The 25,966-nt window shown below is 43.5% G+C and carries 25 protein-coding genes; 14 read left to right on the top strand and 11 right to left on the bottom strand.

Annotation, left to right across the window (positions count from 1 at the left end; all coding sequences use genetic code 11):
• Nucleotides 1-69 precede the first annotated feature (69 nt).
• From cmk to gyrA, 4 genes are all read right to left on the bottom strand, one after another.
• Entirely contained in the window at nt 70-753 is a 684-nt protein-coding gene (gene cmk / locus CSH93_RS01610) for a (d)CMP kinase (protein WP_100641283.1), read from the bottom strand.
• 83 nt (nt 754-836) lie between these two features.
• Nucleotides 837-2,123, bottom strand: coding sequence for a 3-phosphoshikimate 1-carboxyvinyltransferase (gene aroA, locus CSH93_RS01605; RefSeq protein WP_100641281.1), 1,287 nt, complete (start codon nt 2,121-2,123; stop codon nt 837-839).
• Between the two features lie 2 nt (nt 2,124-2,125).
• Nucleotides 2,126-3,211 carry a 3-phosphoserine/phosphohydroxythreonine transaminase gene (gene serC / locus CSH93_RS01600; protein ID WP_100641279.1) on the bottom strand — a complete coding sequence of 362 codons (1,086 nt, stop codon included), beginning with the start codon at nt 3,209-3,211 and terminating at the stop codon, nt 2,126-2,128.
• Between the two features lie 6 nt (nt 3,212-3,217).
• Complete coding sequence (gene gyrA, locus CSH93_RS01595) at nt 3,218-5,899, bottom strand: DNA topoisomerase (ATP-hydrolyzing) subunit A (protein WP_100641277.1); 2,682 nt, start codon at nt 5,897-5,899, stop codon at nt 3,218-3,220.
• Between the two features lie 270 nt (nt 5,900-6,169).
• Between gyrA and ubiG the strand changes: the two genes are divergently transcribed.
• The 6 genes from ubiG (at nt 6,170) to CSH93_RS01565 (ending at nt 12,017) form a co-directional block, all read left to right on the top strand.
• On the top strand, nt 6,170-6,871 hold the full coding sequence (ubiG, locus tag CSH93_RS01590; protein WP_100641276.1) for a bifunctional 2-polyprenyl-6-hydroxyphenol methylase/3-demethylubiquinol 3-O-methyltransferase UbiG: 702 nt from the start codon (nt 6,170-6,172) through the stop codon (nt 6,869-6,871).
• Between the two features lie 373 nt (nt 6,872-7,244).
• Complete coding sequence (gene nrdA, locus CSH93_RS01585) at nt 7,245-9,569, top strand: class 1a ribonucleoside-diphosphate reductase subunit alpha (protein ID WP_100641274.1); 2,325 nt, start codon at nt 7,245-7,247, stop codon at nt 9,567-9,569.
• Between the two features lie 62 nt (nt 9,570-9,631).
• On the top strand, nt 9,632-10,762 hold the full coding sequence (gene nrdB / locus CSH93_RS01580) for a class Ia ribonucleoside-diphosphate reductase subunit beta (RefSeq protein ID WP_100641272.1): 1,131 nt from the start codon (nt 9,632-9,634) through the stop codon (nt 10,760-10,762).
• 30 nt (nt 10,763-10,792) lie between these two features.
• A complete protein-coding gene (gene yfaE, locus CSH93_RS01575; RefSeq protein ID WP_100641270.1) occupies nt 10,793-11,068 on the top strand; it encodes a class I ribonucleotide reductase maintenance protein YfaE in 276 nt (91 codons plus the stop codon).
• Between the two features lie 134 nt (nt 11,069-11,202).
• On the top strand, nt 11,203-11,613 hold the full coding sequence (locus CSH93_RS01570; RefSeq protein WP_100641268.1) for a GFA family protein: 411 nt from the start codon (nt 11,203-11,205) through the stop codon (nt 11,611-11,613).
• Nucleotides 11,614-11,705: 92 nt separating this feature from the next.
• The gene (locus CSH93_RS01565; RefSeq protein ID WP_100641266.1) at nt 11,706-12,017 is read left to right on the top strand and encodes a cupin domain-containing protein; all 312 of its coding nucleotides are present in this window, start codon (nt 11,706-11,708) and stop codon (nt 12,015-12,017) included.
• Between the two features lie 137 nt (nt 12,018-12,154).
• On the opposite strand, the gene purC is transcribed toward CSH93_RS01565, so the two are convergent.
• The 3 genes from purC to dapA are packed head-to-tail and all read right to left on the bottom strand — an operon-like array spanning nt 12,155 to nt 14,889.
• Entirely contained in the window at nt 12,155-12,865 is a 711-nt protein-coding gene (gene purC, locus CSH93_RS01560; protein ID WP_100641264.1) for a phosphoribosylaminoimidazolesuccinocarboxamide synthase, read from the bottom strand.
• A gap of 19 nt (nt 12,866-12,884) precedes the next feature.
• Complete coding sequence (gene bamC / locus CSH93_RS01555) at nt 12,885-14,000, bottom strand: outer membrane protein assembly factor BamC (protein WP_100641262.1); 1,116 nt, start codon at nt 13,998-14,000, stop codon at nt 12,885-12,887.
• Nucleotides 14,001-14,007: 7 nt separating this feature from the next.
• Nucleotides 14,008-14,889 carry a 4-hydroxy-tetrahydrodipicolinate synthase gene (gene dapA, locus CSH93_RS01550; protein ID WP_100641261.1) on the bottom strand — a complete coding sequence of 294 codons (882 nt, stop codon included), beginning with the start codon at nt 14,887-14,889 and terminating at the stop codon, nt 14,008-14,010.
• Between the two features lie 158 nt (nt 14,890-15,047).
• Between dapA and CSH93_RS01545 the strand changes: the two genes are divergently transcribed.
• Together CSH93_RS01545 and bcp are read left to right on the top strand one after the other, a co-directional pair.
• Nucleotides 15,048-15,584: a glycine cleavage system transcriptional repressor gene (locus tag CSH93_RS01545; RefSeq protein ID WP_100641259.1), complete on the top strand. Its 537-nt coding sequence runs from the start codon at nt 15,048-15,050 to the stop codon at nt 15,582-15,584.
• Nucleotide 15,585: 1 nt separating this feature from the next.
• The gene (gene bcp / locus CSH93_RS01540) at nt 15,586-16,050 is read left to right on the top strand and encodes a thioredoxin-dependent thiol peroxidase (protein ID WP_100641257.1); all 465 of its coding nucleotides are present in this window, start codon (nt 15,586-15,588) and stop codon (nt 16,048-16,050) included.
• 49 nt (nt 16,051-16,099) lie between these two features.
• On the opposite strand, the gene CSH93_RS01535 is transcribed toward bcp, so the two are convergent.
• Nucleotides 16,100-17,179, bottom strand: coding sequence for an AI-2E family transporter (locus CSH93_RS01535; protein ID WP_100641255.1), 1,080 nt, complete (start codon nt 17,177-17,179; stop codon nt 16,100-16,102).
• A gap of 178 nt (nt 17,180-17,357) precedes the next feature.
• Between CSH93_RS01535 and bepA the strand changes: the two genes are divergently transcribed.
• Nucleotides 17,358-18,827 (top strand): beta-barrel assembly-enhancing protease, encoded by a 1,470-nt coding sequence (gene bepA, locus CSH93_RS01530; RefSeq protein ID WP_100642306.1) that lies wholly within the window; start codon nt 17,358-17,360, stop codon nt 18,825-18,827.
• Here bepA and CSH93_RS01525 read toward each other — a convergent pair.
• Nucleotides 18,810-19,289 (bottom strand): TlpA family protein disulfide reductase, encoded by a 480-nt coding sequence (locus CSH93_RS01525; protein WP_164078269.1) that lies wholly within the window; start codon nt 19,287-19,289, stop codon nt 18,810-18,812. The genes bepA and CSH93_RS01525 overlap by 18 nt on opposite strands.
• Before the next feature lie 65 nt (nt 19,290-19,354).
• On the opposite strand from CSH93_RS01525, the gene arsC reads away from it, so the two are divergent.
• From arsC to CSH93_RS01505, 4 genes are read left to right on the top strand one after another with little or no spacing between them, the layout of a single operon-like run.
• Nucleotides 19,355-19,693, top strand: a complete 339-nt coding sequence (arsC, locus tag CSH93_RS01520) for an arsenate reductase (glutaredoxin) (protein ID WP_100642305.1) — start codon at nt 19,355-19,357, stop codon at nt 19,691-19,693.
• On the top strand, nt 19,687-20,289 hold the full coding sequence (gene wrbA, locus CSH93_RS01515; RefSeq protein ID WP_205663203.1) for an NAD(P)H:quinone oxidoreductase: 603 nt from the start codon (nt 19,687-19,689) through the stop codon (nt 20,287-20,289). The genes arsC and wrbA overlap by 7 nt, the downstream gene beginning before the upstream one ends.
• Nucleotides 20,286-20,702 carry a DUF2069 domain-containing protein gene (locus CSH93_RS01510; RefSeq protein ID WP_100641250.1) on the top strand — a complete coding sequence of 139 codons (417 nt, stop codon included), beginning with the start codon at nt 20,286-20,288 and terminating at the stop codon, nt 20,700-20,702. The genes wrbA and CSH93_RS01510 overlap by 4 nt, the downstream gene beginning before the upstream one ends.
• Entirely contained in the window at nt 20,689-22,680 is a 1,992-nt protein-coding gene (locus tag CSH93_RS01505; protein WP_100641248.1) for a PKD domain-containing protein, read from the top strand. Before CSH93_RS01510 ends, CSH93_RS01505 begins: the two co-directional genes overlap by 14 nt.
• Before the next feature lie 2 nt (nt 22,681-22,682).
• Here CSH93_RS01505 and hda read toward each other — a convergent pair whose 3' ends face one another.
• Complete coding sequence (gene hda / locus CSH93_RS01500; RefSeq protein WP_100641246.1) at nt 22,683-23,399, bottom strand: DnaA regulatory inactivator Hda; 717 nt, start codon at nt 23,397-23,399, stop codon at nt 22,683-22,685.
• 2 nt (nt 23,400-23,401) lie between these two features.
• Complete coding sequence (locus CSH93_RS01495; RefSeq protein WP_100641244.1) at nt 23,402-24,778, bottom strand: DUF2066 domain-containing protein; 1,377 nt, start codon at nt 24,776-24,778, stop codon at nt 23,402-23,404.
• Between the two features lie 149 nt (nt 24,779-24,927).
• Here CSH93_RS01495 and purM point away from each other — a divergent pair, with 149 nt between their 5' ends.
• Complete coding sequence (gene purM / locus CSH93_RS01490) at nt 24,928-25,965, top strand: phosphoribosylformylglycinamidine cyclo-ligase (RefSeq protein WP_100641242.1); 1,038 nt, start codon at nt 24,928-24,930, stop codon at nt 25,963-25,965.
• Nucleotide 25,966 lies beyond the last annotated feature (1 nt).

Here is a 25,966-nt window from a genome sequence, read left to right as displayed (position 1 = left end):
GGGTTGTTACTCAAAATCATCGAAATCCATATCGACGAAACGGTCTATCTAATTACTAGGAATCGTCAATCACTTAACAGGAATTGTTTTGCTATTGATAAATTCCAAAGCCTTTTCAAATACTTGAGCAATACCTAACGATGTTGAATCAAGAACTAAAGCATCATTAGCAGGGACCAACGGCGCCACAGTTCTCTGTGAATCACGCTCGTCTCTTGCCTGTATGTCAGATAAAAGGCGCGAAAGTTTAACACTCATCCCCTTATCTTTCAACTGATTGAAGCGTCTTTCCGCTCTCGCCTCAGCCGATGCAGTTAAAAATATTTTGGCGTAAGCATCGGTGAAGACTACAGTGCCCATATCTCGGCCATCGGCAACCAAACCAGGCGGCTGCTCAAATGCACGTTGTCGACGCAATAGTGCTTCCCTCACGCGCGGTAATGCGGCTACTTGGGAGGCAATACCACCGACTTCCTCAGTGCGGATAACGTCTGTAACGTCTTCGCCTTCTAGAATAATTTTACGCGTATTGCCGTCTAGCTCAAAAGTAACATCAAGACTTGAAGCTAACGGTAACAACGCTTCTTCATCAGTTGGCGACAGATCATGATGCGAACAGGCAACCGCCAACACTCGGTAAATGGCGCCGCTATCTAATAAATGCCAGCCAAAATGTTCAGCTAACATGGATGCCAGGGTACCTTTCCCTGCTCCACTGGGTCCGTCGACAGTTACGACAGGAATAGACTGCATATAAACCACCCTTGGTTAAAAACGGGCGGCATTATACGCATCCAACATAGGAATTACCACTTTGAATGGGTTAAGTGGCTGGATTATGCGCTTTGGTACAGTGTCGAAAAGCGTTCGAAATAGTCTGGAAAGGTTTTACGCGTGCATCCGGGATCAAGGATGGTTACAGGTGTATCGCTTAGCGCAACCAATGAAAAACACATCGCAACACGGTGATCATCATAGGTTTCAATTTCAGCGTGAGCTATATGCTTTGGTGGGGTAATGGTTATATAGTCATGACCCTCTTCAACTTCAGCTCCAACTTTGCGTAATTCGGTCGCCATCGCGTGCAGGCGGTCGGTTTCCTTTACACGCCAATTATAAATATTGGAGATACGTGTTGTTCCATCGGCAAACAATGCCGTGGTAGCGATAGTCATAGCTGCATCTGGAATATGGTTCATGTCCATATCGATGCCTTTTAGTGGTGCGCCGGTTACCGTAATGGACTCATCTTGCCAAGAGATTTTGGCGCCCATTTTTTCCAAAACATCAGCAAACCGTATATCACCCTGTATTGACTTCTTACCGACGCCGGTAACCTTAACAGTACCACCTTTGATAGCGCCTGCAGCAAGAAAATATGAAGCTGATGAAGCATCCCCTTCAACCAAGAATCGCCCTGGTGATTGATAAGTTTGTTGCCCTTTAACATGGAAACGCTGGTAGTTGTCATTTGTGACTAACACACCAAACGCCGCCATCGTCTTGAGCGTTATATCAATATAAGGCTTAGAAACCAACTCTCCCTTAATGGTAATTGTTGAATCACCTGCAAACAAAGGAGCAGCCATCAGCAATGCGGTTAGGAACTGGCTTGATACACTGCCATCAACCGATAAGTCACCACCGTTTAAACGGTGACCTTTTATGAGCAGCGGTGGATATCCTTCATTTTTTAAGAATTGAATATCAGCACCTGCTGCAATTAACGTATCAGTCAGGTCACCAATAGGCCTCTCTTCCATGCGAGGTTCACCGGTTAGGGTTGCTTCCACATTTGATGTAGCAAGGACTGCACACAATGGACGCATCGCAGTTCCCGCATTACCTAAAAACAATTCGACAGTGCTATCGAGTGAAAATGCCTTACCCAACCCATACACAGTACATTCTGTGCCATTGCTACTTAATTGATAGGTTACGCCTAACCGTTGCAGAGCGTTTAACATGTGGTTTATGTCATCGCTATTCAACAAGTTTGTTAGCGTAGTAGTGCCTTCAGCAAGAGCTGCAAGTAATAACGCTCTATTTGATAGGCTCTTTGAGCCTGGCACGTTAACCGTACCCTCAATACGTGAAATAGGGTTAAGGGTAAGCTTTTCCATTATTATCCTTGTGTGCGTTCAAATTCGCGCATGAACTCAATGAGTGTTTTTACACCTTCTTCAGGCATTGCGTTATATATACTGGCTCGCATACCACCGACTGAACGGTGTCCTTTGAGCGCATGTAAACCTTCATCAAGTGCCATAGACAGGAATCGTTCATTTAGTGATTCATCCGTTAATTGAAACACTACATTCATGCGGGAGCGATTTTGCGGCATTATTCGGTTGTTGAACAATGAAGAACTGTCAATAAACGAATAGAGTAGATTTGCTTTTCGCTCATTAATTTTAGCGATCGCTTCTACACCACCCTGCGCAATTAACCACTTAAACACCAAACCCGAGAGATACCAGCTATAGGTTGGTGGCGTGTTGAACATCGACTCGTTATTAGCCGCAGCCGTGTAATCAAGGATAACAGGCGTTTGCGGTTGGGGGTTGCCGAGCAAATCTTCTCGAATGATAACCACCGAAAGACCACTTGGACCTATGTTTTTCTGCGCGCCCGCGTATATCAATCCATAGTCACTGACATTAACTTTGCGAGACAGAATATTAGACGACATATCCGCCACGAGTGGTGCTGCTGAATTGGGTAGAGAAAACAATTCAATACCATCAACCGTCTCATTTGGACAAAAGTGAACAAACGCATGAGCACCTTGTTCTGGCTGATATTTGGATACATCCGCCCCTATTTGCCCATTTTCGTTTGTGATAATGTCGACGCTATCGGCTTTAACGTATTTACTGGCTTCAACCACAGACGCTTTAGACCAAGAGCCAGACACAATGTGCATAGCTGGCTGGCCTGATTTGGCTAAGTTCAATGGAACAGCAGCAAATTGCCCCCGACCACCACCGTGCATAAATAACACACGATAGTTTTTCGGGATATCCATTAAGGTTCGCAAGTCTTGCTCGGACTCTTCAGCAACCCGCATAAATTCTTTACTGCGATGGCTGATTTCCATTACGGAGGTACCGAGCCCATGCCAATCAATCAATTCCGCCTGAGCCTGGGCCAAAACTGGGGCCGGCAACATAGCCGGCCCAGCTGAAAAGTTATACACGGGGTGTGTCATAGATGTTTAGTCTTCTGAAGGAGCTGTATCATTCTCTGCTGTGGCTGAAGATTCTGGTGTTTCAGTTGTCTCTACTGATTCATCGAGAATTTCGTCTGTTTCGATTTCTTCAATGCGTTCCAAGCCAACTACGTTTTCATCTTCAGCGGTTCTAATCAGACGTACACCTTGAGTATTACGCCCAACAACAGAAACCTCGTTAACCCGCGTACGCACCAATGTGCCTTTATCACTGATCAACATAATTTCCATATTGTCATCAACTTGCACGGCACCTACGACTTTACCATTACGTTCAGACACTTTGATCGATACAACGCCCTGCGTCGCCCTGCTCTTCGCAGGATAATCAACCAATGGTGTACGTTTACCGTAACCATTTTCGGTAACGGTTAAGATAGCGCCATCAGTATTGGGTACGATTAACGAAACGACTTTTTGACCAGGTTGTAATTTAATACCACGTACTCCGGTCGCCGTGCGCCCCATCGGACGAATCGCAAGGATCTCTTCACCTGTTTCAGGGTCACGTTTAACCTCACCGGTTTCAGAATCACGCGCTTTTTCATTGAAACGAACAACTTTACCTTCGTCTGAGAACAGCATGATATCGTCTTCACCATTAGTGATTGCAACACCAATAAGCTCGTCGCCTTCGTTCAGGTTAACCGCAATGATGCCGTTTGAACGAGGTCTTGAATATTGCGTTAATGCAGTCTTTTTCACCGTCCCGTTTGCAGTGGCCATAATAACAAACTTGTCATCAACGAATTCTTTGATCGGCAAAATGGCGGTGATACGCTCATCTTCCTCAAGTGGCAGAATGTTGATAATCGGACGACCTCTTGCATTTCGGCTGGCTAGTGGTAATTGATAGACTTTCAACCAATATAAGCGGCCGCGAGTACTGAAACATAGGATGTGATCGTGTGTATTAGCAACCAATAAACGTTCAATGAAATCTTCATCTTTCATTTTCGTTGCTGATTTGCCTTTACCGCCACGACGCTGCGCTTCGTACTCATTAAGCTTCTGGTATTTCACGTAACCTTCATGAGATAAGGTTACGACAACATCTTCCTGTTCAATTAAATCTTCAATATCAATATCGTGACTTGCTGCAGTAATTTCGGTGCGGCGTTCGTCTCCGAACTCGTCACGAATAGCTTCTAGCTCTTCCCTAATGACTTCCATTAGACGCTCAGAGCTCGCCAATATGTGCAGCAATTCGGCAATCAAGTCCAATAGACCACGATATTCATCAAGGATCTTATCGTGCTCTAGACCCGTTAGTTTATGTAGGCGTAGGTCAAGAATTGCTTGCGCTTGTTGTTCAGTTAAATAGTACTGACCATCACGAATACCAAATTCAGGGGCAAGCCATTCTGGACGTGAAGGATCTTCATCACCAGCGCGTTCCAACATTTGCGCCACATCACCAAGATCCCAGCCGCGATCAACGAGCGCCTTTTTAGCATCTGACGGGCTTGGAGATGCTTTTATAAGCTCTATAATCTCGTCAATATTCGCCAGCGCAATCGCGAGGCCTTCTAATATATGTGCGCGGTCACGAGCTTTGCGTAATTCAAACACTGTCCGACGAGTTACAACCTCACGACGGTGTAGAATGAAAGCTTCTAGCATTTCTTTAAGCGTAAAGACTTTCGGCTGACCATTATCAAGCGCAACCATGTTTATACCGAACACTGTCTGTAACTGTGTATTGGCGTATAAATGGTTTAGAACAACTTCTGCTGACTCATTGCGTTTAACTTCGATAACGATACGCATTCCGTCTTTGTCAGATTCATCGCGCAACGCGGAAATGCCTTCTACGCGTTTTTCTTTTACGAGTTCAGCTATCTTTTCAATTAAGCGTGCTTTATTGACCTGATACGGGATCTCATTGACGATAATGGTTTCTTTACCATTTTCTTCCGTCTCGATATTGGCCCTTGCACGTAGATAAATTTTACCACGGCCAGTACGGTATGCATCGTCGATCCCCTTACGACCACTTATCATTGCAGCGGTTGGGAAATCTGGGCCGGGTATAAATGTCATTAACTCTTCGATAGGCATATCAGGGTTATTGATAAGCTCGATACATCCGTTAACGACTTCGGTTAAATTGTGTGGTGGGATATTCGTCGCCATACCAACGGCAATACCAGATGATCCATTCACCAATAAATTCGGCACCTTGGTTGGCAAGACTTCTGGAATTTGTTCTGTACCGTCGTAGTTAGGCACAAAATTGACGGTTTCTTTATCAAGGTCGGCTAAAAGCTCGTGCGATATTTTCGCCATGCGAACTTCTGTATAACGCATCGCTGCCGCTGAGTCGCCGTCAACTGAGCCAAAGTTACCCTGCCCATCGACTAGCATATAACGTAAAGAAAATGGCTGAGCCATCCGTACGATAGTATCGTAAACCGCGGAATCCCCGTGAGGGTGATATTTACCAATTACATCACCCACTACACGAGCAGACTTTTTATAAGGCTTATTAAAATCATTTTTTAATTCATTCATCGCGAACAGGACACGACGGTGAACAGGCTTTAAGCCATCTCTTACGTCAGGCAGCGCACGCCCAACGATTACGCTCATGGCGTAATCAAGGTAGGAATTCTTCAGTTCTTCTTCGATATTGATCGGAAGGATTTCTTTAGCATTGTCAGTCATAAACTGGCGGTTCCCTTATAGGTTTTATTCGGTCTTACCTGCAGGATTAAAGGGTGATCACATATTGCAACACGAATTCGCCTTTAATCAGCATTTCAAAGCAGGTATTAACACTCTTTTGGGTAATACTCCAAGCGTTCGAGTGTACCATTACAAAATTACAAACTGTAGCCTTAGATGCGCTTCGTTTAAAACTTTTAAGCAAGGCTTTACGACGTGAATTGCAATCGTTAATAATATCGAGGATTTATAACTAAAAATGAGCAAATAATGACCACTAACGTAGATGAACAAGAAATTAAGAAGTTTTCCGATATAGCATCGCGTTGGTGGGATCTTGAAGGCGAATTCAAACCGTTACATCAAATAAATCCATTGCGCGTTAACTGGATAGCACAACAAACCAATGGCTTATTTGGACTGAACATTTGCGATGTTGGTTGTGGTGGAGGCATTTTATCTGAATCGATGGCAAAGCTTGGCGCTCAGGTTACTGGAATTGATATGTCTAGCGATGCGCTAGAGGTCGCAAAGTTACACGGTTTAGAAAGTCAGGTAAGCGTACAGTATTTTCACTCTACCGCTGAAGATTTTGCCACTCAACAAGCACAACAGTTTGATGTCGTAACCTGTTTAGAAATGCTGGAGCATGTTCCAGATCCAGCGTCCGTTGTCAGAGCGTGTGCGAAGCTTGTGAAACCCGGCGGTCATGTATTCTTCTCTACCCTAAATCGTAATTTAAAATCGTATTTAATGGCGATAGTGGGGGCTGAATATGTGCTTAACCTAGTACCAAAAGGAACGCACGAACATAGCAAGTTTATTAAACCGGCTGAATTGATGAATATGATCGACGACACTCAGCTTCAACCGTCAGCGGCAACAGGGTTGCACTTTAATCCATTACTACAACAGTACTTCTTATCTGATAAAAATCTTGATGTGAACTATATTTTACATTGTAGTGCTTAGTCGCCTAGGCACTACATATTGTGTTTATTTAAATCAAGAAAACCTATATATCGATAATCTATAGGTTTTATAAAAGTTAGAAAAATTTCGTTCTAGGCCTAAAAAACTATTTGATCTTTAGTAAACGGCTATAAGAAAAGCCATATAATGTGAGTCTCCACTAACTAAAAATTGATGCCAGTTTTTATTTCATAAAATCCCTATATATTGGGTTGCGCATTTATCAAAACCGCTCTATCTTGTGTTTCAGTTGCTCGCAAAAAACGTATAAAAAAGCAGCGGCTACATAATCAATAAAATAAAAATCCGATACTCGTATTGAGCTATATCGCTCCCTGTGTCGTGCGCTAACTAAAACGAATGGCTAAACATCATGAATAACAATCTGTATGTCACTAAACGTAACGGTGAGAAAGAAGCAATCGATCTCGATAAAATTCACAAGGTCATTACCTGGGCAGCGAAAGGCCTTAGTAATGTGTCAGTTTCTCAAGTTGAAATAAAAGCGCAGATACAATTCTACGAAGGTATCAGCACAGAAGTTATCCACGAAACATTGATCAAGTCAGCTGCGGATCTGATATCGACGGATGCACCTGATTACCAATATTTAGCCGCTCGCTTAGCTATTTTCCATTTGCGTAAAAAGGCGTACGGCCAATTCGAGCCACCCAAATTGTATGACCATGTCAAAAACATGGTTGACGCCGGTAAATATGACGCGCACATCCTCGAAGATTACAGCAAAGAAGAGTTAGACGACCTCGACGCTTACCTCGATCATTGGCGAGACATGAACTTCAGTTATGCGGCGGTTAAACAGCTAGAAGGTAAATACCTCGTACAAAACCGTGTTACCGGTGAAATTTATGAATCCGCTCAGTTCCTATATATTCTAGTCGCGGCTTGTTTATTCGCTGAATATCCAAAAGAAACGCGTATTGATTACATCAAGCGTTTTTACGATGCGACATCTACATTTAAAATTTCATTACCAACTCCGATTATGTCCGGTGTTCGTACTCCAACGCGCCAGTTCAGCAGCTGTGTATTGATTGAGACGGGAGACAGTCTTGATTCTATTAACGCAACAGCGAGTGCCATCGTAAAATACGTTAGTCAACGCGCAGGGATTGGTATTAATGCAGGGCGTATCCGCGCTTTGGGCAGCCCTATCCGCGGCGGTGAAGCATTCCACACAGGTTGTTTACCATTTTATAAATACTTTCAGACTGCTGTTAAAAGCTGTTCACAAGGCGGTGTGCGCGGCGGTGCTGCTACCCTATTCTACCCATTGTGGCACTTAGAAGTAGAATCTTTGCTGGTATTGAAAAACAACCGTGGCGTAGAAGAAAACCGGGTGCGCCACTTAGATTATGGTGTGCAATTCAACAAGCTAATGTACCAACGTATGATCAAGGATCAGGATATTACACTATTCAGTCCTTCTGACGTGCCTGGCTTGTATGACGCGTTCTTTGCTGATCAAGACGAATTTGAGCGTTTATATGTGCAATACGAAAATGACCCAAGTATTCGTAAGAAGCAAATAAAAGCGGTTGAGCTTTTCAGTTTATTTATGCAAGAGCGCGCAAGTACAGGCCGTATCTATTTACAAAACGTTGACCACTGTAATACGCACAGTCCGTTTAATCCGAAACTTGCTCCTGTGCGTCAGAGCAATCTTTGTTTAGAAATCGCTTTGCCTACTAAACCTCTTCAACACGTAAATGATGAAGAAGGTGAAATCGCATTGTGCACGCTATCTGCATTCAACCTTGGCGCGATTGAGAGCTTGGACGAATTTGATGAACTTGCTGACCTAGCCGTTCGAGCGTTGGATTGCCTGTTGGATTATCAGGATTACCCTGTACCCGCAGCACGAAATGCAACTGAAGGTCGCCGCACCTTGGGTATAGGTGTCATTAACTTTGCTTATTATTTAGCTAAAAATGGCGTTAAGTACTCTGATCACAGTGCTAACGGCTTGGTACACCGCACGTTTGAAGCAATGCAGTATTACCTACTCAAGGCATCTAACAATCTAGCTAAAGAGAAAGGAGCTTGTCCTAAGTTTAATGAGACAACCTATTCTCAAGGTTTGATGCCTGTTGATACATACCGCAAGGAAATCGACGCGATATGCAACGAACCACTGCATTATGACTGGGATGCGTTACGTAAAGACATCGTCGAGTACGGGCTACGTAACAGTACATTGTCGGCCCTAATGCCGTCAGAGACATCGTCTCAGATTTCAAATGCTACCAACGGTATTGAACCACCACGCGGCCATATCAGTATCAAATCGAGTAAGGACGGCGTACTTAAGCAGGTTGTGCCGGAGTATGAGCGATTAAAAGATCAATACGAGCTGTTGTGGGAAATCCCGTCAAATGATGGATATCTACAATTAGTTGGGATCATGCAGAAGTTCATTGACCAAACAATATCTGCCAACACTAACTATGATCCGAGCAAATACGATGGCGGTAAAGTTCCGATGAAGTTACTTCTTAAGGACCTTCTCACCACCTACAAACTGGGTGTTAAAACACTTTACTACCATAACACTCGCGACGGTGCATCTGATGCAACAAGCGCAAGCGCTACAACAACGGGTGTTAAAAAACCTCAAGCCACTGAAGTTGTGATGGCTGAAGATGACGATTGTGCGGGAGGCGCCTGCAAAATTTAACGCAGGCCCCTAGCAAGATACTAAAACGCTCGTACGTAGAATCGATAAAAGAATAGGTTTCCATGAAATATACAACGTTTAACCAAACAGTTACTGATACATTAAGTGAACCCATGTTCATGGGGAATCCTGTAAATGTTGCGCGTTATGATCAACAAAAACACGAGATATTTGAAAAACTCATTGAAAAGCAAATCAGCTTTTTCTGGCGTCCAGAAGAAGTAGATGTAAGTAAGGACCGCGTAGACTTTCAGAAGCTAAGCGAGGCCGAGCAGCATATTTTCATTTCAAATTTGAAGTATCAGACCCTGCTTGACTCTGTTCAAGGTCGAAGCCCCAATATAGCGTTACTCCCTATTGTATCGATTCCAGAGTTGGAAACTTGGATTGAGACCTGGTCGTTCTTTGAAACGATTCACTCTCGCTCGTACACACATATATTGAGAAACCTGTTTACTGATCCAAGTAACGTTTTCGACGATATCGTTGTGAATTCAGAGATCAAGAAAAGAGCCAGTGATATTAGTCGCTACTATGACGACCTGATTTTTTATACTCAGTTGTGGCAAACCCTAGGCGAAGGAAAACACACGATAAACGGAGAAGTCCATAATGTGACTATCCGAGAGTTAAAGAAGAAGCTGTTCTTATGTATAAACTCAGTCAATGCATTGGAAGCCATTCGTTTTTACGTCTCTTTTGCTTGTACATTTGCATTTGCAGAACGCAAGTTGATGGAAGGAAACTCTAAAATCATTCGCCTTATCGCGCGTGACGAGAATGTTCACCTAACATCGACACAGCATATTCTTAATTTGTGGGCGCGTGGTAAAGACGATCCAGAAATGGCTGAAATTGCTGAGGAATTAAAAGACGAAGCCCGTGCCATTTTCTTAAAAGCAGTTGAGCAGGAAAAAGAGTGGGCAGATTATTTGTTCCAAAACGGCTCTATGATCGGTCTAAACAAAGATATTTTATGCCAATATGTTGAGTACATCGCAAACCATAGAATGTCGGCTATTGGTATGGAGCCACCATTTGACGTTAAAGATAATCCATTGCCTTGGATGAACAACTATTTGAGTTCAGACAATGTTCAAGTTGCACCACAAGAGTCTGAAATCAGCTCTTACTTGGTGGGTCAAATAGACTCAGAAGTGAGTGTAAATGACTTTGAAGATTTTGAACTATAAGTAAGGGTTCGAGTGACAGACAAGGACGAAATGCCTTTCTGTGTCACCGTTATTGATGGCAAATACGATAATGGTGACACGCAAACACTCAATCCAGCGCCGAAAGAAACGTTACTCGAAACATTAGAGCGCTATCAGATTGATGTTCAATTCCATTGCCGTGATGGTTTTTGTGGCGCATGCCGCTGCAAAATTAAGAGCGGGACGGTGGCCTACACTACCGATCCTTTAGCATTTATTGATGATGACGAAATTCTACCCTGTTGCACTAAAGCAACCAGTGACCTCACACTACTTGTCAACTAGGCCTAAATTTAATAATGCGACCACTCTATGACAACCAACTTCAATGATACTATTACCATACCCGCTTTTATCATCGACTACTGTTTAATAGCGTAGGTCCAATCACATAGTTATAGCCATCAAAGGATTGAAACATGTATAAAGGTTCCTGTTTGTGTGGTGCTATAAGCGTAGAGCTAAATGGCCCGATTAGTAGCATTATCCATTGTCACTGTTCACTGTGTAGAAAAAACAGCGGTACAGCTTATGCAACGAATGGTTTCGTGAATACTGCTGATTTCGCTGTATCTGATCCTGAAGAGTTACTCACCGGCTATGAGCGCACACCAGGAAAAATAAGACATTTTTGTTCCAAGTGCGCCTCCCCGGTTTATAGCTCAAACGCTGAAGATAAAACTCGATTGCGCGTAAGACTGGGTATTTTTGATACACCCATCGTTGAACGTCCAATCTCTCACAACTTTGTATCATCTAGAGCAAATTGGGACGATTTAGACGCCCATTTACCGCGTTACGATGGATATGAGCCTAGCCGCTCTGCCTAACGTAACATGGTTAACTTAATCGACACCTTGTTATAACGCAGAGTGTTGGGTCGTCAATTATTGCCAATGTTAACAATATGAGTAGGCCAAAAATGGACATAATAAGAAGCAAAGAATTTGTTGCAGAGAAACCTTGGGGTGCTAAAAAAATTGCCAGTATGAACAATATTTCCACAAGCCTTCACTGGACAGATAAGCCCTACAAGTGGCACGTGAATGATGGTGAGGAAGTTTTTGTGGTGTTGGATGGAAGCGTAAAGATGTTTTATAAAGAAGGACAACATGAACGTATGGCAGTATTAAATGTGGGTGACATATTCTATGCTTCCATTGGTACTGAACACGTCGCTCATCCTATTGGAGAAGCAAGGATTTTGGTGGTTGAAACCGAAGGCAGTGTTTGATTACCCGAGAATGAATTAACAAAATTAGCCTGGGTTTATCTCGGCTTTTTTACTGATATATGCAGGTTGTCATTCGTTAACCTGACATAAAAAACCCGACATCAGTCGGGTTTTCTTTTTACTTGTAATAAAATACTTTACAGCGGGACGCCTAAACGTTCAGCAACTTCTATATAGGTTTCAACGACGCTGCCAAGGCCCTGACGGAATCTATCTTTATCCATCTTTTTGCGTGTTTCTTTATCCCATAATCGGCAACCATCCGGCGAAAATTCGTCGCCTAGAACGATACGCCCCTCATATACCCCGAATTCCAACTTAAAGTCGACTAACAGCATTCCGCCCTCGGAGAACAACGCTTTCAAGACATCATTTACTTTTAGCGTTTGCGCTTTCATCGCGTCGATTTGCGTCTGAGTTGCCCAATTGAATGAAATAATGTGGGACTCGTTAACCATAGGGTCATGCAGCGCATCGTTCTTTAAAAAGAACTCGAATGTTGGTGGTGAAAGTTCAATCCCCTCTTCAACGCCCAATCGACGGCACATTGAACCAGCAGCATAATTACGCACGACACATTCAACCGGGATCATATCCAATTTTTTCACAAGCGATTCAGTATCACTTAAACGTTCAATCAACTGTGTTTCTATGCCTGCAGCTTCAAGCTTTTGCATTATGAAGTGGTTAAATTTGTTGTTGATCTCGCCCTTTCGATCGAGCTGTTCAACTTTCTCACCATCAAATGCTGACGTGTCATTACGAAATTCAAGTATCAACTTATCAGCTTCACCTGTTGTAAATACCGTTTTCGCTTTACCGCGATATAATTCGTCGCGCTTTTGCATGCAACTATCTCTCTATAAATTAGATATCTAGGTTATTCTCTGACATGACTTCTGCGAAGCGCGGAAATAAATCAGAAACTCTATTTGCCGTGAACGGCTCGCTTTCATCATCCATGAGGGTAACTGACGTTTTAGGGCCAAGGGCTTTTATTTGTAGGCGATAATCGTCTTCATCTAACAATAATTCATTGTTACTAGAGAACCATCCTTCCCACCATTTTTCTTGCGCACCGGAATACGTTACAAACAGTAATCCATTTGATTTATCCAAATCTTTTACGTCAAATCCAAGTTTACGTAACACAAGTTGCATTCTAGGCCATGCAATGTCGTATTCGGCATCAATAACAAACGCAGCATTACCGTCATCATCAAATCCCATTTGCATATCAAAACCCTGACGGATCTGTTGGATTTTGCGTGATGTAGCAAGTCTGATTTGATAGTCGTAATGGCTTATCACCTGATTTAGAATATTAACTTCTTCTCGGCGTTCGCGTATTGCATCGATGTTCGCCGCTACGTCATCACCTTTCTGTTCTAGATAATCAACAAGCTCAACATTAAGCGCTGCACTTCTACCGTGTGGCTTCATATCTAATTTAAACTCAAAACGGCGCCCTATTTGACTTTCGGTGCTGGTCCACTCGTACCAACTGTCATCTTCTTCCTTAGAAACAATCATCCAGTCTGTGACTAAGCGCTCTTGTTCTTTGTCGAAACTATCAACAGCGATCCCCTGCTCTTCAAGGAAAGAAAGTAATGAATTCCAAATGGCTTGATCGAGTGGCTGAGAATCATCAACTTTATCAAACCAAATCGTTGCTGAGCTCTGGCCTTCCGCAATATGAGAGCCCGATACACTTGGAATAACAAGGCTAGGAGAAGCGACTCTTAATTTTTCGCCAACCAGATCCCGAGGGGCATTTTCACCTAACGCTGGTAGTTCATATCGCTTAGAAAATTCCGGCGCATCGACACCTTCAGGAATTGAAATGGTTTGACCTGGTGTCATTTGCGTATAGCGATAGCTCCCAGATGCAAGCTCACGTTCTTCTTTGCTGGCACAACCCGTTAATACTACCGCTAGCGCAATAGACGCGCCTACATTAACGACGTAACTTAAATTCTTCATGAAAACCTTAATTTATTAACTTTAACTGGCGTAGAGTTGCTTCGATTTGTTTTTGGCTCACAAGTTCCGGCTCAACCATCGGTAAACGCAAAACAGGACTTGGGATCTTGTTCATTTTATACAAAGCCCACTTTGGCATAACGGGATTTGGCTCAATAAATAAATCGGTGTGCAATTTAGCTATGTGCGTATTTAATGCTTCAGCCTCATCAACCGCGCCTTCAGCAACTAACTTGCAAAGTTTTGCCATTTCCGCAGGCACAATATTGGCGGTTACTGATATTACCCCATGCCCTCCGGCTTTTAAAAAAGCTAAGCTGGAATCATCATCACCACTTAACATAACAAAGTCATTAGGCACTAACGGTTGAGTATCTAGCAAGCGCTGAATATTACCCGTAGCATCTTTTAAGCCTACAATAGTCGGTAACTGAGCTAGCTCCGCAACGGTTTCTGGAAGCATATCCGCACTGGTTCTGCCGGGCACATTATACAGTAAGTTAGGCAGATCCGTCGCTTGCGCAATCTTTGTGAAATGCGCCACCATGCCGCGTTGTTGCGGCTTATTGTAATAAGGTACGACAGTTAAAAAACCTTTTACACCGGTTTTGGCGAGCTGAGTTGACAAAAATACGGCTTCTTCCGTTGAGTTTGCGCCAGCGCCTGCTATTACAGGTATTTTACTTCCAGCAAATTCAACGGTTTTTTTAACTACATGAACATGTTCTTCGAATGGTAACGTCGCTGACTCACCCGTCGTACCCACTGCTACAATGCCATCTGTTCCGGCATCGATGTGAAACTCAACTAAATGCTGAAGTGCGGCGTAGTCAACACTACCGTCACTGTGCATTGGTGTAACTAATGCGACCCAACTACCCGTAAACATGTTCACCTCTTTTTCTGCGAGCGCACATGGTAATGATGGACGCGTTTAAAAACAAGCGATCCATACATTCTAATCATTAATTTTACAGGTATATTGCACTCACCTGTCATAATCTGGACAATATCGCCCTGCTTTTTAACCCATGTGCGTAATCTTGCATGAAATTACAGTTAATCGTTACCGTACTCGGACAGAACCGTCCGGGTATTTTAAGTGCTCTAGCAGAGTGTGTTGCAGAAGTTGGTTGCAACATACTCGATAGCCGGCAAGCGATCTTTGGCAAAGAGTTTTCATTGACCATGATCATTGAAGGGGGCCAGTCAGCTATCACTAAAGCTGAAATTATGTTGCCGCGCCTTTGCCAAGAGCATGATCTGTTATCCATATTAAAGCGTACGAGTGAGCACTGTAAGCAAAACCTAGAACATTTACTCGGTTTAGAATTTAGCGGTGTGGATTCTGTCGGTATCGTAAAAGCCGTTACATCACTGTTCGCACAATACGAAATTAGCGTGACGGCATTGCGACAACAAACCTATATCGATAAACAAACGGGTGCCAACATGATGCGCTGTAAAATGATGCTAAGTGCACCGCAAACATTAGCGGTCAGTGACATTGAACAAGCAATCATGACCATGCTTTCGTCACTTAATCTATCCGGTAAACTGATCGATAAACAAACACAGGAATAATATGAAAACTTTGGCAGCGGGCGATAAGGCCCCTCAATTTGAGCTACTTGATCAAAACGGCAATAGTGTGAAACTGGACGACTTTTCGGGTCAAAAGGTGTTGGTGTACTTTTACCCCAAAGCGATGACACCTGGCTGTACAGTTCAGGCTCAAGGACTACGTGATGTTAATGACGCATTGAAAAAACTGAATGTTAGCGTCATTGGCATTAGTATTGACTCCGTAACGCGCCTCGCTAAATTCGCTGATAAAGAAGGGCTGAATTTCACATTACTCAGTGATGAAGATCATGCGGTTGCTAATAAATTTGGCGTGTGGGGTGAAAAGAAATTTATGGGTAAGGTTTATGATGGAATTCATCGTTTAAGTTTTTTAATAGATGAAAGTGGCACAGTTGAGCACGTATTCAATAAATTTAAAACGAAAGAACATCACCAAGTTGTCTTAGATTACTTATCCGCATAACGTTACAAAAAAAAGCAGCGTACGCTGCTTTTTTTTGTGTCTATTCACTTTACTCGTTTGTAGTTTGTGGTTCAGTACCAATAGGTGTAGAGGACCATGCATTGACTACCGCTTTAACGAGTGTTGCAAGCGGTATTGCGAAAAACACGCCCCAAAAGCCCCATAAACCGCCAAAGAAAAGTACAGCGATAATAATGTACAAAGGATGTAGGCTTACCGCTTCACTGAATAACAGCGGTACTAATAGATTGCCGTCTAATGCTTGTATAATTGCATAGGCAATCATGAGGGTCCAAAAAGGCGTTGTTAAACCAAACTGAAATAAAGCGACAGCAGCGACAGGAATGGTTACAACCGCTGCGCCTATATAAGGAATGAGCACGGACAAGCCGACAAGTACGCCTAATAAAACCGCGTATCGTAAATCCAGGATCAAGAAAGTGATGACCGAAACAGCCCCCACAATAATGATTTCGATTACCTTTCCTCGAATATAGTTAGCTATTTGAGTATTCATTTCAGAGCCAACTTTATTTATTAGACGGCGTTCTTTGGGTAAAAATCGTGACACCCCCTGCAAAAGAACTTGCTTGTCCTTGAGCATAAAAAACACCATTAACGGCACAAGAATTAGATAAATTAACAAAGCTGCTAAGTTGCCCAACGAGGTAAACGATAACGAAATTAATTCTTGCCCAATTGCTACAGCACGTTCATTTATCCCTCCCATCATACGTTCAATAGCATCATATTGAATGTAACTTGGGTACTTCTCGGGCAATGTCATTAACCAACTCTGTGCTTGCTGCCAGATAGCAGGTATCTCTCTAATTAGGTTGGCACTTTGTTTAGTCACGACAGGGAGTAATGCGACTAACAATACTACACTAACTGCGAAGAACAGTATTAGGACCAAAGCCGTGGCAAATGTTCGCCGAATACACACCTTTTCTGCTTGTGTCACAAGCCAATCCAGTAGATAAGCGACGACAACGGCAACAATTACAGGCATTAACAAACTGCCCCAGAATAGCAAAATTAACGTGCTGATAATGATAAGAACCAGCAGCATCATTGCATCAGGATCGGAGAATTTACGTTTGTACCAGCGGTCAATAACGCCTAGCATAGACAGAGCAATACCTTAATCAGTAATAATGTAGTCGGATGATAGGGTATGCGAGGGGCTAATAGCAATCAGCATAATACTAATATCCCATAGAATATTAGAAAGATTGCAACTATTTAATGCCATTAGTGTTCTTAGTAACAGACAAGCAATTGAAACAGGGTATTTTTTCGCGCACATGACCATTCGAAGTACATTCGCATTCGTTCTATCTTTTTGCTACTTCACCCTCGTGTCGAATGCAGCAGCATTACAAAGCAGTCGCATTGATAAAAATGCGTTGCCCGAAATTGGGGTTGTTGCCGCCGATGCTGTAAGCATAGATAAAGAAATGCTTATAGGCGATGTCGTCATGCGTCAAATGCGTGCACAAGCGCCAATCATAAACGATCCAGTGCTCACCCAATATATACAGGATTTGGGTAATCGACTGGTGATCCACGCTGATAATGCCAAGTTCCCTTTTACATTTTTCCTGATCAATAATGCCGATATAAATGCGTTTGCTTTTTATGGCGGGCACATAGGCGTACATACTGGCCTGATTTACAATGCCGACAACGAAAGTGAGGTTGCCTCAGTATTAGCGCACGAAGTGGCGCACGTTACACAAAGGCATTTAGCGAGGCGAATTCAATCAGCACAACGATCATCTCCACTTCAGATAGCGTCGATGATTGGTGGAATTCTATTAGGTATAGCTGCACGTGATCCGCAAGCGGGTATGGCTGCTATTAGCGCTTCTCAAGCTGCGGCCGCGCAAATGCAGTTAAATTATACGCGTTCAAACGAACAAGAGGCCGATCGCATTGGCATAACGATGCTTGCACGCGCAGGTTACGATCCTACGGCTGCAGCTTCATTTTTCGGCAAGTTAGCGGCGCAAATGAGAGTCGTGTCACGCCCCCCTGCTCGATTGTTGTCTCACCCATTGCCCGAATCACGAATTGCAGACGCGCGGATCCGCGCCAATAGCTTACCCGCAGTGAGGCTTCCTCCAAGTGTTGCCTTTCATTTAGCTAAAGCGCGTATTCAGGCTCGCTACATATATGATAAGGACATTGCACTAGAGTATTATCAGAATGCAGTAACTGAACGCCAGCTAGTACCACAAGCCGCGCAATATGGGCTTGCTTTAGCGTTGTTACGCAGCGACAAGCCAGAAGAAGCCAAAGTCATAATCGACGAGCTGCTTGCTACAGACACGAGTAATTTGTTCTATTTAGATGCAGCAACTGATATCGAAATTGCACTGGGCAAAGCCGACATTGCTGTTGAAATGCTAGCAGAAGAGCTAAAATACAGTCCACGCAATGCTGTTGTTACACTGAACCTAGCCAATGCCGCGATTGAAAGTGGCCAGTTAGATTATGCCATTGAGTTGTTACGCGATTTTCTGCTCATTAATCCTGACCATATGCTGAGTTATCAATTATTGTCTGATGCCTACGCGAAAGCGAAGAAATATAAAGAAATGCATCAAATGAAAGCGGAAGTTTTGAACTTACTTGCAGCTTTCCCTCAAGCAATTGATGAATTACAACACGCATACAATTTCACTGGTGATGACCATCTAGAGAAACAGCGTATACGCGCACGCATCCAACAATTACGAGATGAAAAAGAGCGTCTAGAGCGTTTGCTTTAATTGAGCGATTGCGGCTTGAAGTGATGCCGATGTTTGCTCGCCTAGCAACGGCGGCGTCACACTGCCGTCAGGTTTTATAATGAAAGTAGCGGGCAGATATTGTGGCTTATCTATCGGCACAAACTTGGTTTCGGTAGGCAACAACAGTTCAAATTGCATGTTGTATTGGGTGGCCAGCCCTTGCAAGGCTACTTGATCCAAGTCGTCATAACTAATTGCCACTAAATGCACATCTGATTGTGTTCCCGTCCACTCAGCAAAAAGGTTTAGTTCAGGTACCTCACGCAAACACGGGGCACACCATTCGGCAAAATAGTTCACCACAACCCACTCACCCGAAAACGAACTCCAACGGTGCTTTTCACCACTTAGGGTCTTAAAATCATACAGGTTTGCTTGGTATAACAAGACACCTAAAACTAACGCAACAACTGCTGCGATGCTAAATAACCATTTTTGCACTTGAACCTCCCTTGCGATTACACGGTATACTACTGTGTAACGAATTGATTTTGGAACTTATTTTTATGCAATATTTACACAACCCACGTTGTTCAAAAAGCCGACAAGGTCTAGCGCTATTGCAAGAGCATGGCGCTAGCCCTGAGGTTATTGAATACCTTAAAGAGCCTCTGAATACGGCACAGATAGAAGACATTGCTAAAAAATTAGGTATCGATGATTACCGCTTGATGATGCGCGTAAAGGAAGCTGAATATAAGGAAAACAACCTCGCAAATGCAGATCAATCGCAACTTTTGGCAGCCATGGAGAGTATACCTAAATTGATTGAGCGTCCCATACTGATCACGGCCAGTCACGCGCGTATTGGACGCCCTCCTGAAGCACTATTGGAATTATTGTGAGTTATATTCTCGTACTTTATTACAGTCAATCAGGCGGCACTCGAAAACTCGCTGAAAAAATAGCGCAGGGGATCGAAGCTCAAGGTATGACCGCCATGATTAGAACGGTGCCGAAAGTATCAAACAATATAGATGATACACAGGCGTTCATTCCGGATGAAGGCCCCCCTTATGTGAGTAAAGAAGACTTAAAGAATTGCGCCGGATTAGCACTAGGAAGCCCTACTCGCTTTGGTAATATGGCTGGCGCAATGAAGTATTTTCTGGACAGTACGAGTGACCTTTGGTTAAAAGGTGCATTAGTTGATAAACCCGCTTGCGTCTTTACTTCTACAGCCAGTATGCACGGTGGTCAGGAATCGACTTTGCTATCAATGATGCTTCCGCTAATGCATCACGGTATGATCATAATGGGCCTGCCTTATTCTGAGCCAGATTTATCAACTACGGTTAGTGGCGGCACCCCTTACGGAGTGAGTCATGTATCACACAACAAGCCTGCAGCGGAACTCACAACAGAAGAAAAGTCGCTGGCAATTGCACAAGGTAAACGTTTAGCGAACATGGCAATGGCCATAACAGTGAGGAATTCATGAGTAGTACTACTAAATTTTATCGTGTTCTTGCACTCACCTGTCATATAGGCTTATTGCTTTGGGTAGCACTGTGGCACTTCTACTTGCGCGATGAACAGGCATTCAGCACGTTGTTTATCCTACTCATATACATCGCACCTTTAGTGTTCCCTTTACCTGGGGTTATCAAAGGGAAGCCCTACACACACGCGTGGGCAAATTTTATTGTAATGTTTTACCTGATCCACGGTCTTACCATAATGTATGCCGAATCTCATGAGTGGTTGTATGCACTAATAGAACTGGTATTGGCCACTGGCATGTTTATCGGTTGTGCTGTGTTTGCGCGCATGAGAGGTAAGGAGCTCGGAGAAGGGTTAAAGAAATTATCGGTCGTCATGAAGGAAGAACGTGACAAGTATGAACGAGGTTAAGCCAATGAACTTACAGCGTATCAAAGGGTTTCACTTTATCGCACCTGCATTAATTGCAATAGCGCTAACAGGATGCGGCGGATCTTCCGATGGTAGTGGTCCTGCCCCCAATACGCCTACACCGCCACCGCCAACGCCGGTTCCAGACGATACGCCTGCTACACCAATACTTGAAACTGACGGTTTATCATTGTTTGGTGTTACCAACAGTGCATTAAGTGAATCGGTTGGCTTTGCTGTAACAACAAGCGATGATGTAGGCATTGCCACCGTCGAATGGTCTCAAATTGCGGGTCCCGCAACCGTTCAAATTCTTGCCGCACACACTCAAGCCATTGGTTTTGATGCAAAGCAAGCTGGGGAGTATCAGTTCACGGTGACGGTCACCACCACTTCAGGCAGTACCAGAACCGCTGATTTCAGTCTCATTGTAGACGGCACGACTGAAGCGACAGCCAATATACGCTTAGATCATGCAGCAACTGAACGCGGGCGCGTGTCGTTAAGGGTCGATGCAGCGCCTGGGAAAACAATAGAAACTGTAGAATGGGAACAAATTACAGGACCTGAAGCGCAGAACGTGGTCATTAACGATGACAATATTAATTTTGTCTTTTTTGACGCCCCTGCGGTGAGTGAAGACAGAATAATCGAATATCAGGCAACCATTATCTACACCGACCAAACAACGGGTGTTGACACTGCATTAGTTGCCGTTGTTGATGACAATATTAACGAATCAGGCTACTTCCCTTCGAATAATTTAATAGTTAGTGCAGATATGTTTGCTTATCGCCCCAATAGCCCATACGCATCAGCACTAGAGAGTTGTGTTTACAACAATCAAATTTCAGCAACCTGCCAATTTTCTGTTCTGCCGTTGATAGGCCAAGTAACCTCAACGCCAACGGTAGATGATATTTTAGACAGAACCTTCGTTTCACATGAATGGATGGGCCAGCGTTTTGAGCAATTCCTTCGCAATTCAGCGGCGGGTGCAGACATGGTACAACTACTCAGAGCCACTACTGCAGTCGTCATTTCCTATGAGGTTCGTCCTTCCTTCTATTGGACCGCGACAGGTGCTATTTATCTTGATGGTAATAATTTTTGGCAAACGCCTGAAGAACGCGACACGCTTAATGACAGACCCGATTATCGCAGCGATTTTGGCGATGACCTTGCTTTTGTTATTCCATGGCGTTACATAAAAAATGATGACTATTACCCAGCAGGCCGTTACCCACAATCAGATAGAATGGAACGTTCATTTACTGATTTGGAAGCGTCAATTAGCTGGCTAATGTACCACGAGCTAGGTCATGCAAATGACTTCTTTCCGCCTAGTCGCTGGGCAGGTCTGAGTATGAATGACAACCCCTTATCTCATTTCAGAAGTAACGGAGCTACATCTGATCAAATCCCCACATCGTATCCTTTAAACTCTAATGAAATGAAAGCGCTAGCTCGGGTTAGCTTTTCGGGGGAAACCGCAACGAACCAGCAACGGAATTACCGTGGTACTGACATAGAACAATTTTTCAAACCTGATGTTTCACCTAGCTATTACTCATACCTCAATGAACGTGAAGACTTCGCCACCCTGTTTGAGCGCTTTATGATGCTGTATAGATTAGGCGCCAGTAATGATGTGGGCATTATCGATATCGTGGATAATGATGACTTATTAGTCACGTGGGGACAGCGAAACCGTATTAATGATACAAGCTTACAATCCCGCGTGCGGTTTGCCGTTGAGAATGTACTGCCCGAGCTCAATGTTCCGCTGCTCCAGAGTCAACTACCGTCACCTGAACTTCTAGACCCTACGAAGAGTTGGTTTGACAACGTTATACTTGGCGCTCCCGTACAGAGTGAAGGGCTACAAAGGTTACCAAGAGAAATGCCTCGTTTACGCAGTTTTTCTGAAGAGAATTTACACGGTCCGGACCATTGGTTGCCGCCGCCTCAACAATAGGATTACAAGCCTAACTCTCGTTTAATTAAATCTACGGTTAGCGCTTTTTGCTCACGCAAAGAGCGTTGATCGAGGCGTTCAATAGTATCAACTAAAATGCGTGTACTTCGCTCACAATGGTTTAGCAAGTAACTAATGGCTTTGTCGGAAAATTTAATTCCTTTTACTGCCGCTAGCAGCGCAATTAATTCTTGTTTTTGCGCATCTGTTAATGGCTTCAAACCATATACTGCGCCCCACTGCAGACGAGACAGTAGATCAGGCAAAACGACAGGAACACAGGATTGAAACTGTGCCAGTGTCACATCACTGGCAATAAAAAGCGCTCCTGAATCGACTTCTCGCCGTTGATTGATCAAATCAAAGATGGCGACCTGCCAATCTTTTTTATCATATATGTGTTGAATATCATCGATACAAAGTAAGGGGATATCCCTAAAGCCGGCAAGTAACTCAGGTGAATAATCTTCGCACCTAGCGAGTGAAAGATAAAAACTTTCAATACCGGACTCATTGGCTCGATGACACATGGCATACATAAAATGGCTTTTACCGCTTCCCTTTTCTGCATGCAAATACAATTGCTGATACCCGTTTTGATTGGTTAATAGATTCTCCAATGCGTCGCATGCATGCGCGACTAAAGGCGAGTTTTCGCCCACAATAAAATTAGAGAGCTTCTTTTCGACCGGCAACTGTACGGGCAGCGTTAATTGCATATTTACTGTTGTGACCAGGTAAGTTCTTGAATATCAACGACGTTGCCAAAGGCATCAACTTTAGGTTTAAGACGACCATCTAACACCAACGCATCAACCAACTGTGTCGTATCAGCAAATAACCGCAATTCAAAGGTGGCCTCCTGGCCAATAAAAGCGAGTAAACTTGCTTGCTTCACCACACTCATCGTACTTAACAACGAATAAACTTGCTGATAGTCGGTTAAGTTTTGAATATTATTAACCTTGATGGTAACACGCGTTAGATCTTCATCACTTTGAATTGCATCAATCGCATAACGCTCTGCCAATGTATCGGCATAACGGTTAACCAGTTCTTCGACCAACTCGTGAGGTTGCTCAGCCCCAACATTTCCGCTGATCACCTGCCCATCGATTATAAAGGTGAAATCTAATTGAAATGGTTGCAAGTCTGACAACAATGTTTGAAATTCTTCATAACTGAATAATGGAGGTGCCTCCAACTCGTCAGGCTCGCCTAGTACATCATCGTCTTCATTAATGCTAAAGCTCTCAGCAACCTGCGCTTCACCAACATCTGAGTCAAACGCGTTATCACCGCCTGTAGTTATAACGGGTTCATCATTACCAACGGGCAATGCTGAAAGGTTTTCACTCAATAGTTCATCAATGGCCGCGAAATCTTCTTCACTTGCATTGGCCTTAATTGCTTCTATTCGTTCCTTCAGCACATCAGGGTCATAATTAGGTGTTTTACGCACTCTGGCTATAACGGCATGATTGATCCCATAACGCTGATTGGCGGCTTCAACTGGTCGAGTAAAGCGACCCCAAATATCATAAACCGACACTGTATTAGCATCTTCTATATCAAATATTGGAAGGGTGATCGGGATCCCTCTTTCTTCTGCAACCCGCAGGACTATTTGATTAAACTCATTCGGTAATGTTTCAGATACAACAATATTGTCTGCTGCATTTGGCTCGAACAATGTTAGCCATACAATGCTGTCGGGTCGACGCTCACTCCATATTTTGAGTTGATTTTCACGTAGAAGCGTTTGCATGCGCAATTTGTCGAAAGTCGCCACTATAAATAGCTCATTATTGACCACTTCATATTGATAAGCTTTTAAAAATACAGTCGCTTGAGTTTCAAATGATCGCCATAAGCTACGGTTAAACTGGGCGCGATTACCTGACATTTTAAGTATCGCTTGACGAAACGCTTTCCTCACAGCCCTACGCTGCTCATCAGCAGATTGATTCGCAACCGGGATCTTTACAACATGTGTATCAAGCACGCTTGAATCGCCTACTCGAGGTGCCTGTGCCTGGCTTAATGGGGTTACTAATGAGGCAAATACAATAAATGCGCCTATTACGAGTCTTCGCATTACTTCATTTAATAAATAAAACAGACGCCTATTGTTATCGATTTACGTTTTATTTGCATCCGTTAATAAATTTATTTGTGTGATTGGTTATCGCAGCCGTAGCTGGTAGAATTCGCGCAAATTTCGATAGTAATCTTAAAGGAAACACCGTGAGCAACGATAAAACCGCGTTAAGCTATAAAGATGCTGGAGTCGATATTGACGCAGGTAATCAGCTGGTAGAACGGATCAAGTCTGTAACCAAACGTACTAACCGTCCAGAAGTTAAGGGTGGATTAGGTGGTTTTGGAGCGTTGTGTTCTTTACCACAAAAGTATAAAAATCCGTTGCTCGTATCCGGTACAGATGGTGTTGGCACTAAACTACGACTGGCTATGGACCTAGGTAAGCATGACAGCATTGGTATTGATTTGGTTGCAATGTGTGTCAATGACCTAATCGTACAAGGTGCAGAGCCTTTATTTTTCTTAGATTACTACGCAACTGGGAAACTCAATGTCGATACGGCTGCTGATGTGGTTACTGGTATTGGTGAAGGTTGTATTCAATCAGGTTGCGCATTGATCGGCGGCGAAACCGCTGAAATGCCAGGCATGTATCACGGTGATGACTATGATGTAGCCGGATTCTGTGTGGGTGTCGTAGAAGCTGAAGATGTAATAGATGGCAGTAAAGTGAGTGACGGCGATGCATTAATCGCATTAGCCTCATCTGGACCGCACTCAAATGGTTATTCATTAATCAGAAAAATACTTGAAGTCGACAACACCGACCTATCGCAACCGTTAGGTGACCGCTCCATCGCAGACCATCTATTAACACCAACCAAAATATACGTTAAATCTGTACTCACATTGTTAGAGCAAGTTGAAGTGCATGCGATTTCGCATATCACTGGTGGTGGTTTTTGGGAAAATATTCCGCGAGTTTTACCCAACAATTACTGTGCGAGCATAGACGGCAATAGCTGGCAATGGCCAGAAATTTTCTCTTGGCTACAACAAGCCGGCAATGTTGACACAAAAGAAATGTACCGCACCTTCAACTGCGGTGTAGGTCTTATCATTGCGCTACCTCAAGAGTCTGTTGAGCAAGCTATCAATATCTTAACTGAGCATGGGGAAGATGCTTGGCAGATTGGTACTATCGTGCCGAAATCTGATGAGCAAAGTGTTGTGATCAATTAAC

It is taken from the genome of Neoalteromonas facilis, assembly GCF_002807665.1.
Classification (GTDB): Bacteria; Pseudomonadota; Gammaproteobacteria; order Enterobacterales; family Alteromonadaceae; genus Alteromonas_E; species Alteromonas_E facilis.
The sequence above is the reverse complement of the archived record's forward strand: the minus strand, read 5'-3'. Positions and strand labels throughout refer to the sequence as shown.

What these genes read in the sequence shown, in the direction of transcription:
- cmk (WP_100641283.1), bottom strand. Translation starts at nt 753, where the DNA reads ATGCAGTCTATTCCTGTCGTAACTGTCGACGGACCCAGTGGAGCAGGG.
- aroA (WP_100641281.1), bottom strand. Translation starts at nt 2,123, where the DNA reads ATGGAAAAGCTTACCCTTAACCCTATTTCACGTATTGAGGGTACGGTT.
- serC (WP_100641279.1), bottom strand. Translation starts at nt 3,211, where the DNA reads ATGACACACCCCGTGTATAACTTTTCAGCTGGGCCGGCTATGTTGCCG.
- gyrA (WP_100641277.1), bottom strand. Translation starts at nt 5,899, where the DNA reads ATGACTGACAATGCTAAAGAAATCCTTCCGATCAATATCGAAGAAGAA.
- ubiG (WP_100641276.1), top strand. Translation starts at nt 6,170, where the DNA reads ATGACCACTAACGTAGATGAACAAGAAATTAAGAAGTTTTCCGATATA.
- nrdA (WP_100641274.1), top strand. Translation starts at nt 7,245, where the DNA reads ATGAATAACAATCTGTATGTCACTAAACGTAACGGTGAGAAAGAAGCA.
- nrdB (WP_100641272.1), top strand. Translation starts at nt 9,632, where the DNA reads ATGAAATATACAACGTTTAACCAAACAGTTACTGATACATTAAGTGAA.
- yfaE (WP_100641270.1), top strand. Translation starts at nt 10,793, where the DNA reads ATGCCTTTCTGTGTCACCGTTATTGATGGCAAATACGATAATGGTGAC.
- CSH93_RS01570 (WP_100641268.1), top strand. Translation starts at nt 11,203, where the DNA reads ATGTATAAAGGTTCCTGTTTGTGTGGTGCTATAAGCGTAGAGCTAAAT.
- CSH93_RS01565 (WP_100641266.1), top strand. Translation starts at nt 11,706, where the DNA reads ATGGACATAATAAGAAGCAAAGAATTTGTTGCAGAGAAACCTTGGGGT.
- purC (WP_100641264.1), bottom strand. Translation starts at nt 12,865, where the DNA reads ATGCAAAAGCGCGACGAATTATATCGCGGTAAAGCGAAAACGGTATTT.
- bamC (WP_100641262.1), bottom strand. Translation starts at nt 14,000, where the DNA reads ATGAAGAATTTAAGTTACGTCGTTAATGTAGGCGCGTCTATTGCGCTA.
- dapA (WP_100641261.1), bottom strand. Translation starts at nt 14,889, where the DNA reads ATGTTTACGGGTAGTTGGGTCGCATTAGTTACACCAATGCACAGTGAC.
- CSH93_RS01545 (WP_100641259.1), top strand. Translation starts at nt 15,048, where the DNA reads ATGAAATTACAGTTAATCGTTACCGTACTCGGACAGAACCGTCCGGGT.
- bcp (WP_100641257.1), top strand. Translation starts at nt 15,586, where the DNA reads ATGAAAACTTTGGCAGCGGGCGATAAGGCCCCTCAATTTGAGCTACTT.
- CSH93_RS01535 (WP_100641255.1), bottom strand. Translation starts at nt 17,179, where the DNA reads ATGCTAGGCGTTATTGACCGCTGGTACAAACGTAAATTCTCCGATCCT.
- bepA (WP_100642306.1), top strand. Translation starts at nt 17,358, where the DNA reads ATGACCATTCGAAGTACATTCGCATTCGTTCTATCTTTTTGCTACTTC.
- arsC (WP_100642305.1), top strand. Translation starts at nt 19,355, where the DNA reads ATGCAATATTTACACAACCCACGTTGTTCAAAAAGCCGACAAGGTCTA.
- CSH93_RS01510 (WP_100641250.1), top strand. Translation starts at nt 20,286, where the DNA reads ATGAGTAGTACTACTAAATTTTATCGTGTTCTTGCACTCACCTGTCAT.
- CSH93_RS01505 (WP_100641248.1), top strand. Translation starts at nt 20,689, where the DNA reads ATGAACGAGGTTAAGCCAATGAACTTACAGCGTATCAAAGGGTTTCAC.
- hda (WP_100641246.1), bottom strand. Translation starts at nt 23,399, where the DNA reads ATGCAATTAACGCTGCCCGTACAGTTGCCGGTCGAAAAGAAGCTCTCT.
- CSH93_RS01495 (WP_100641244.1), bottom strand. Translation starts at nt 24,778, where the DNA reads ATGCGAAGACTCGTAATAGGCGCATTTATTGTATTTGCCTCATTAGTA.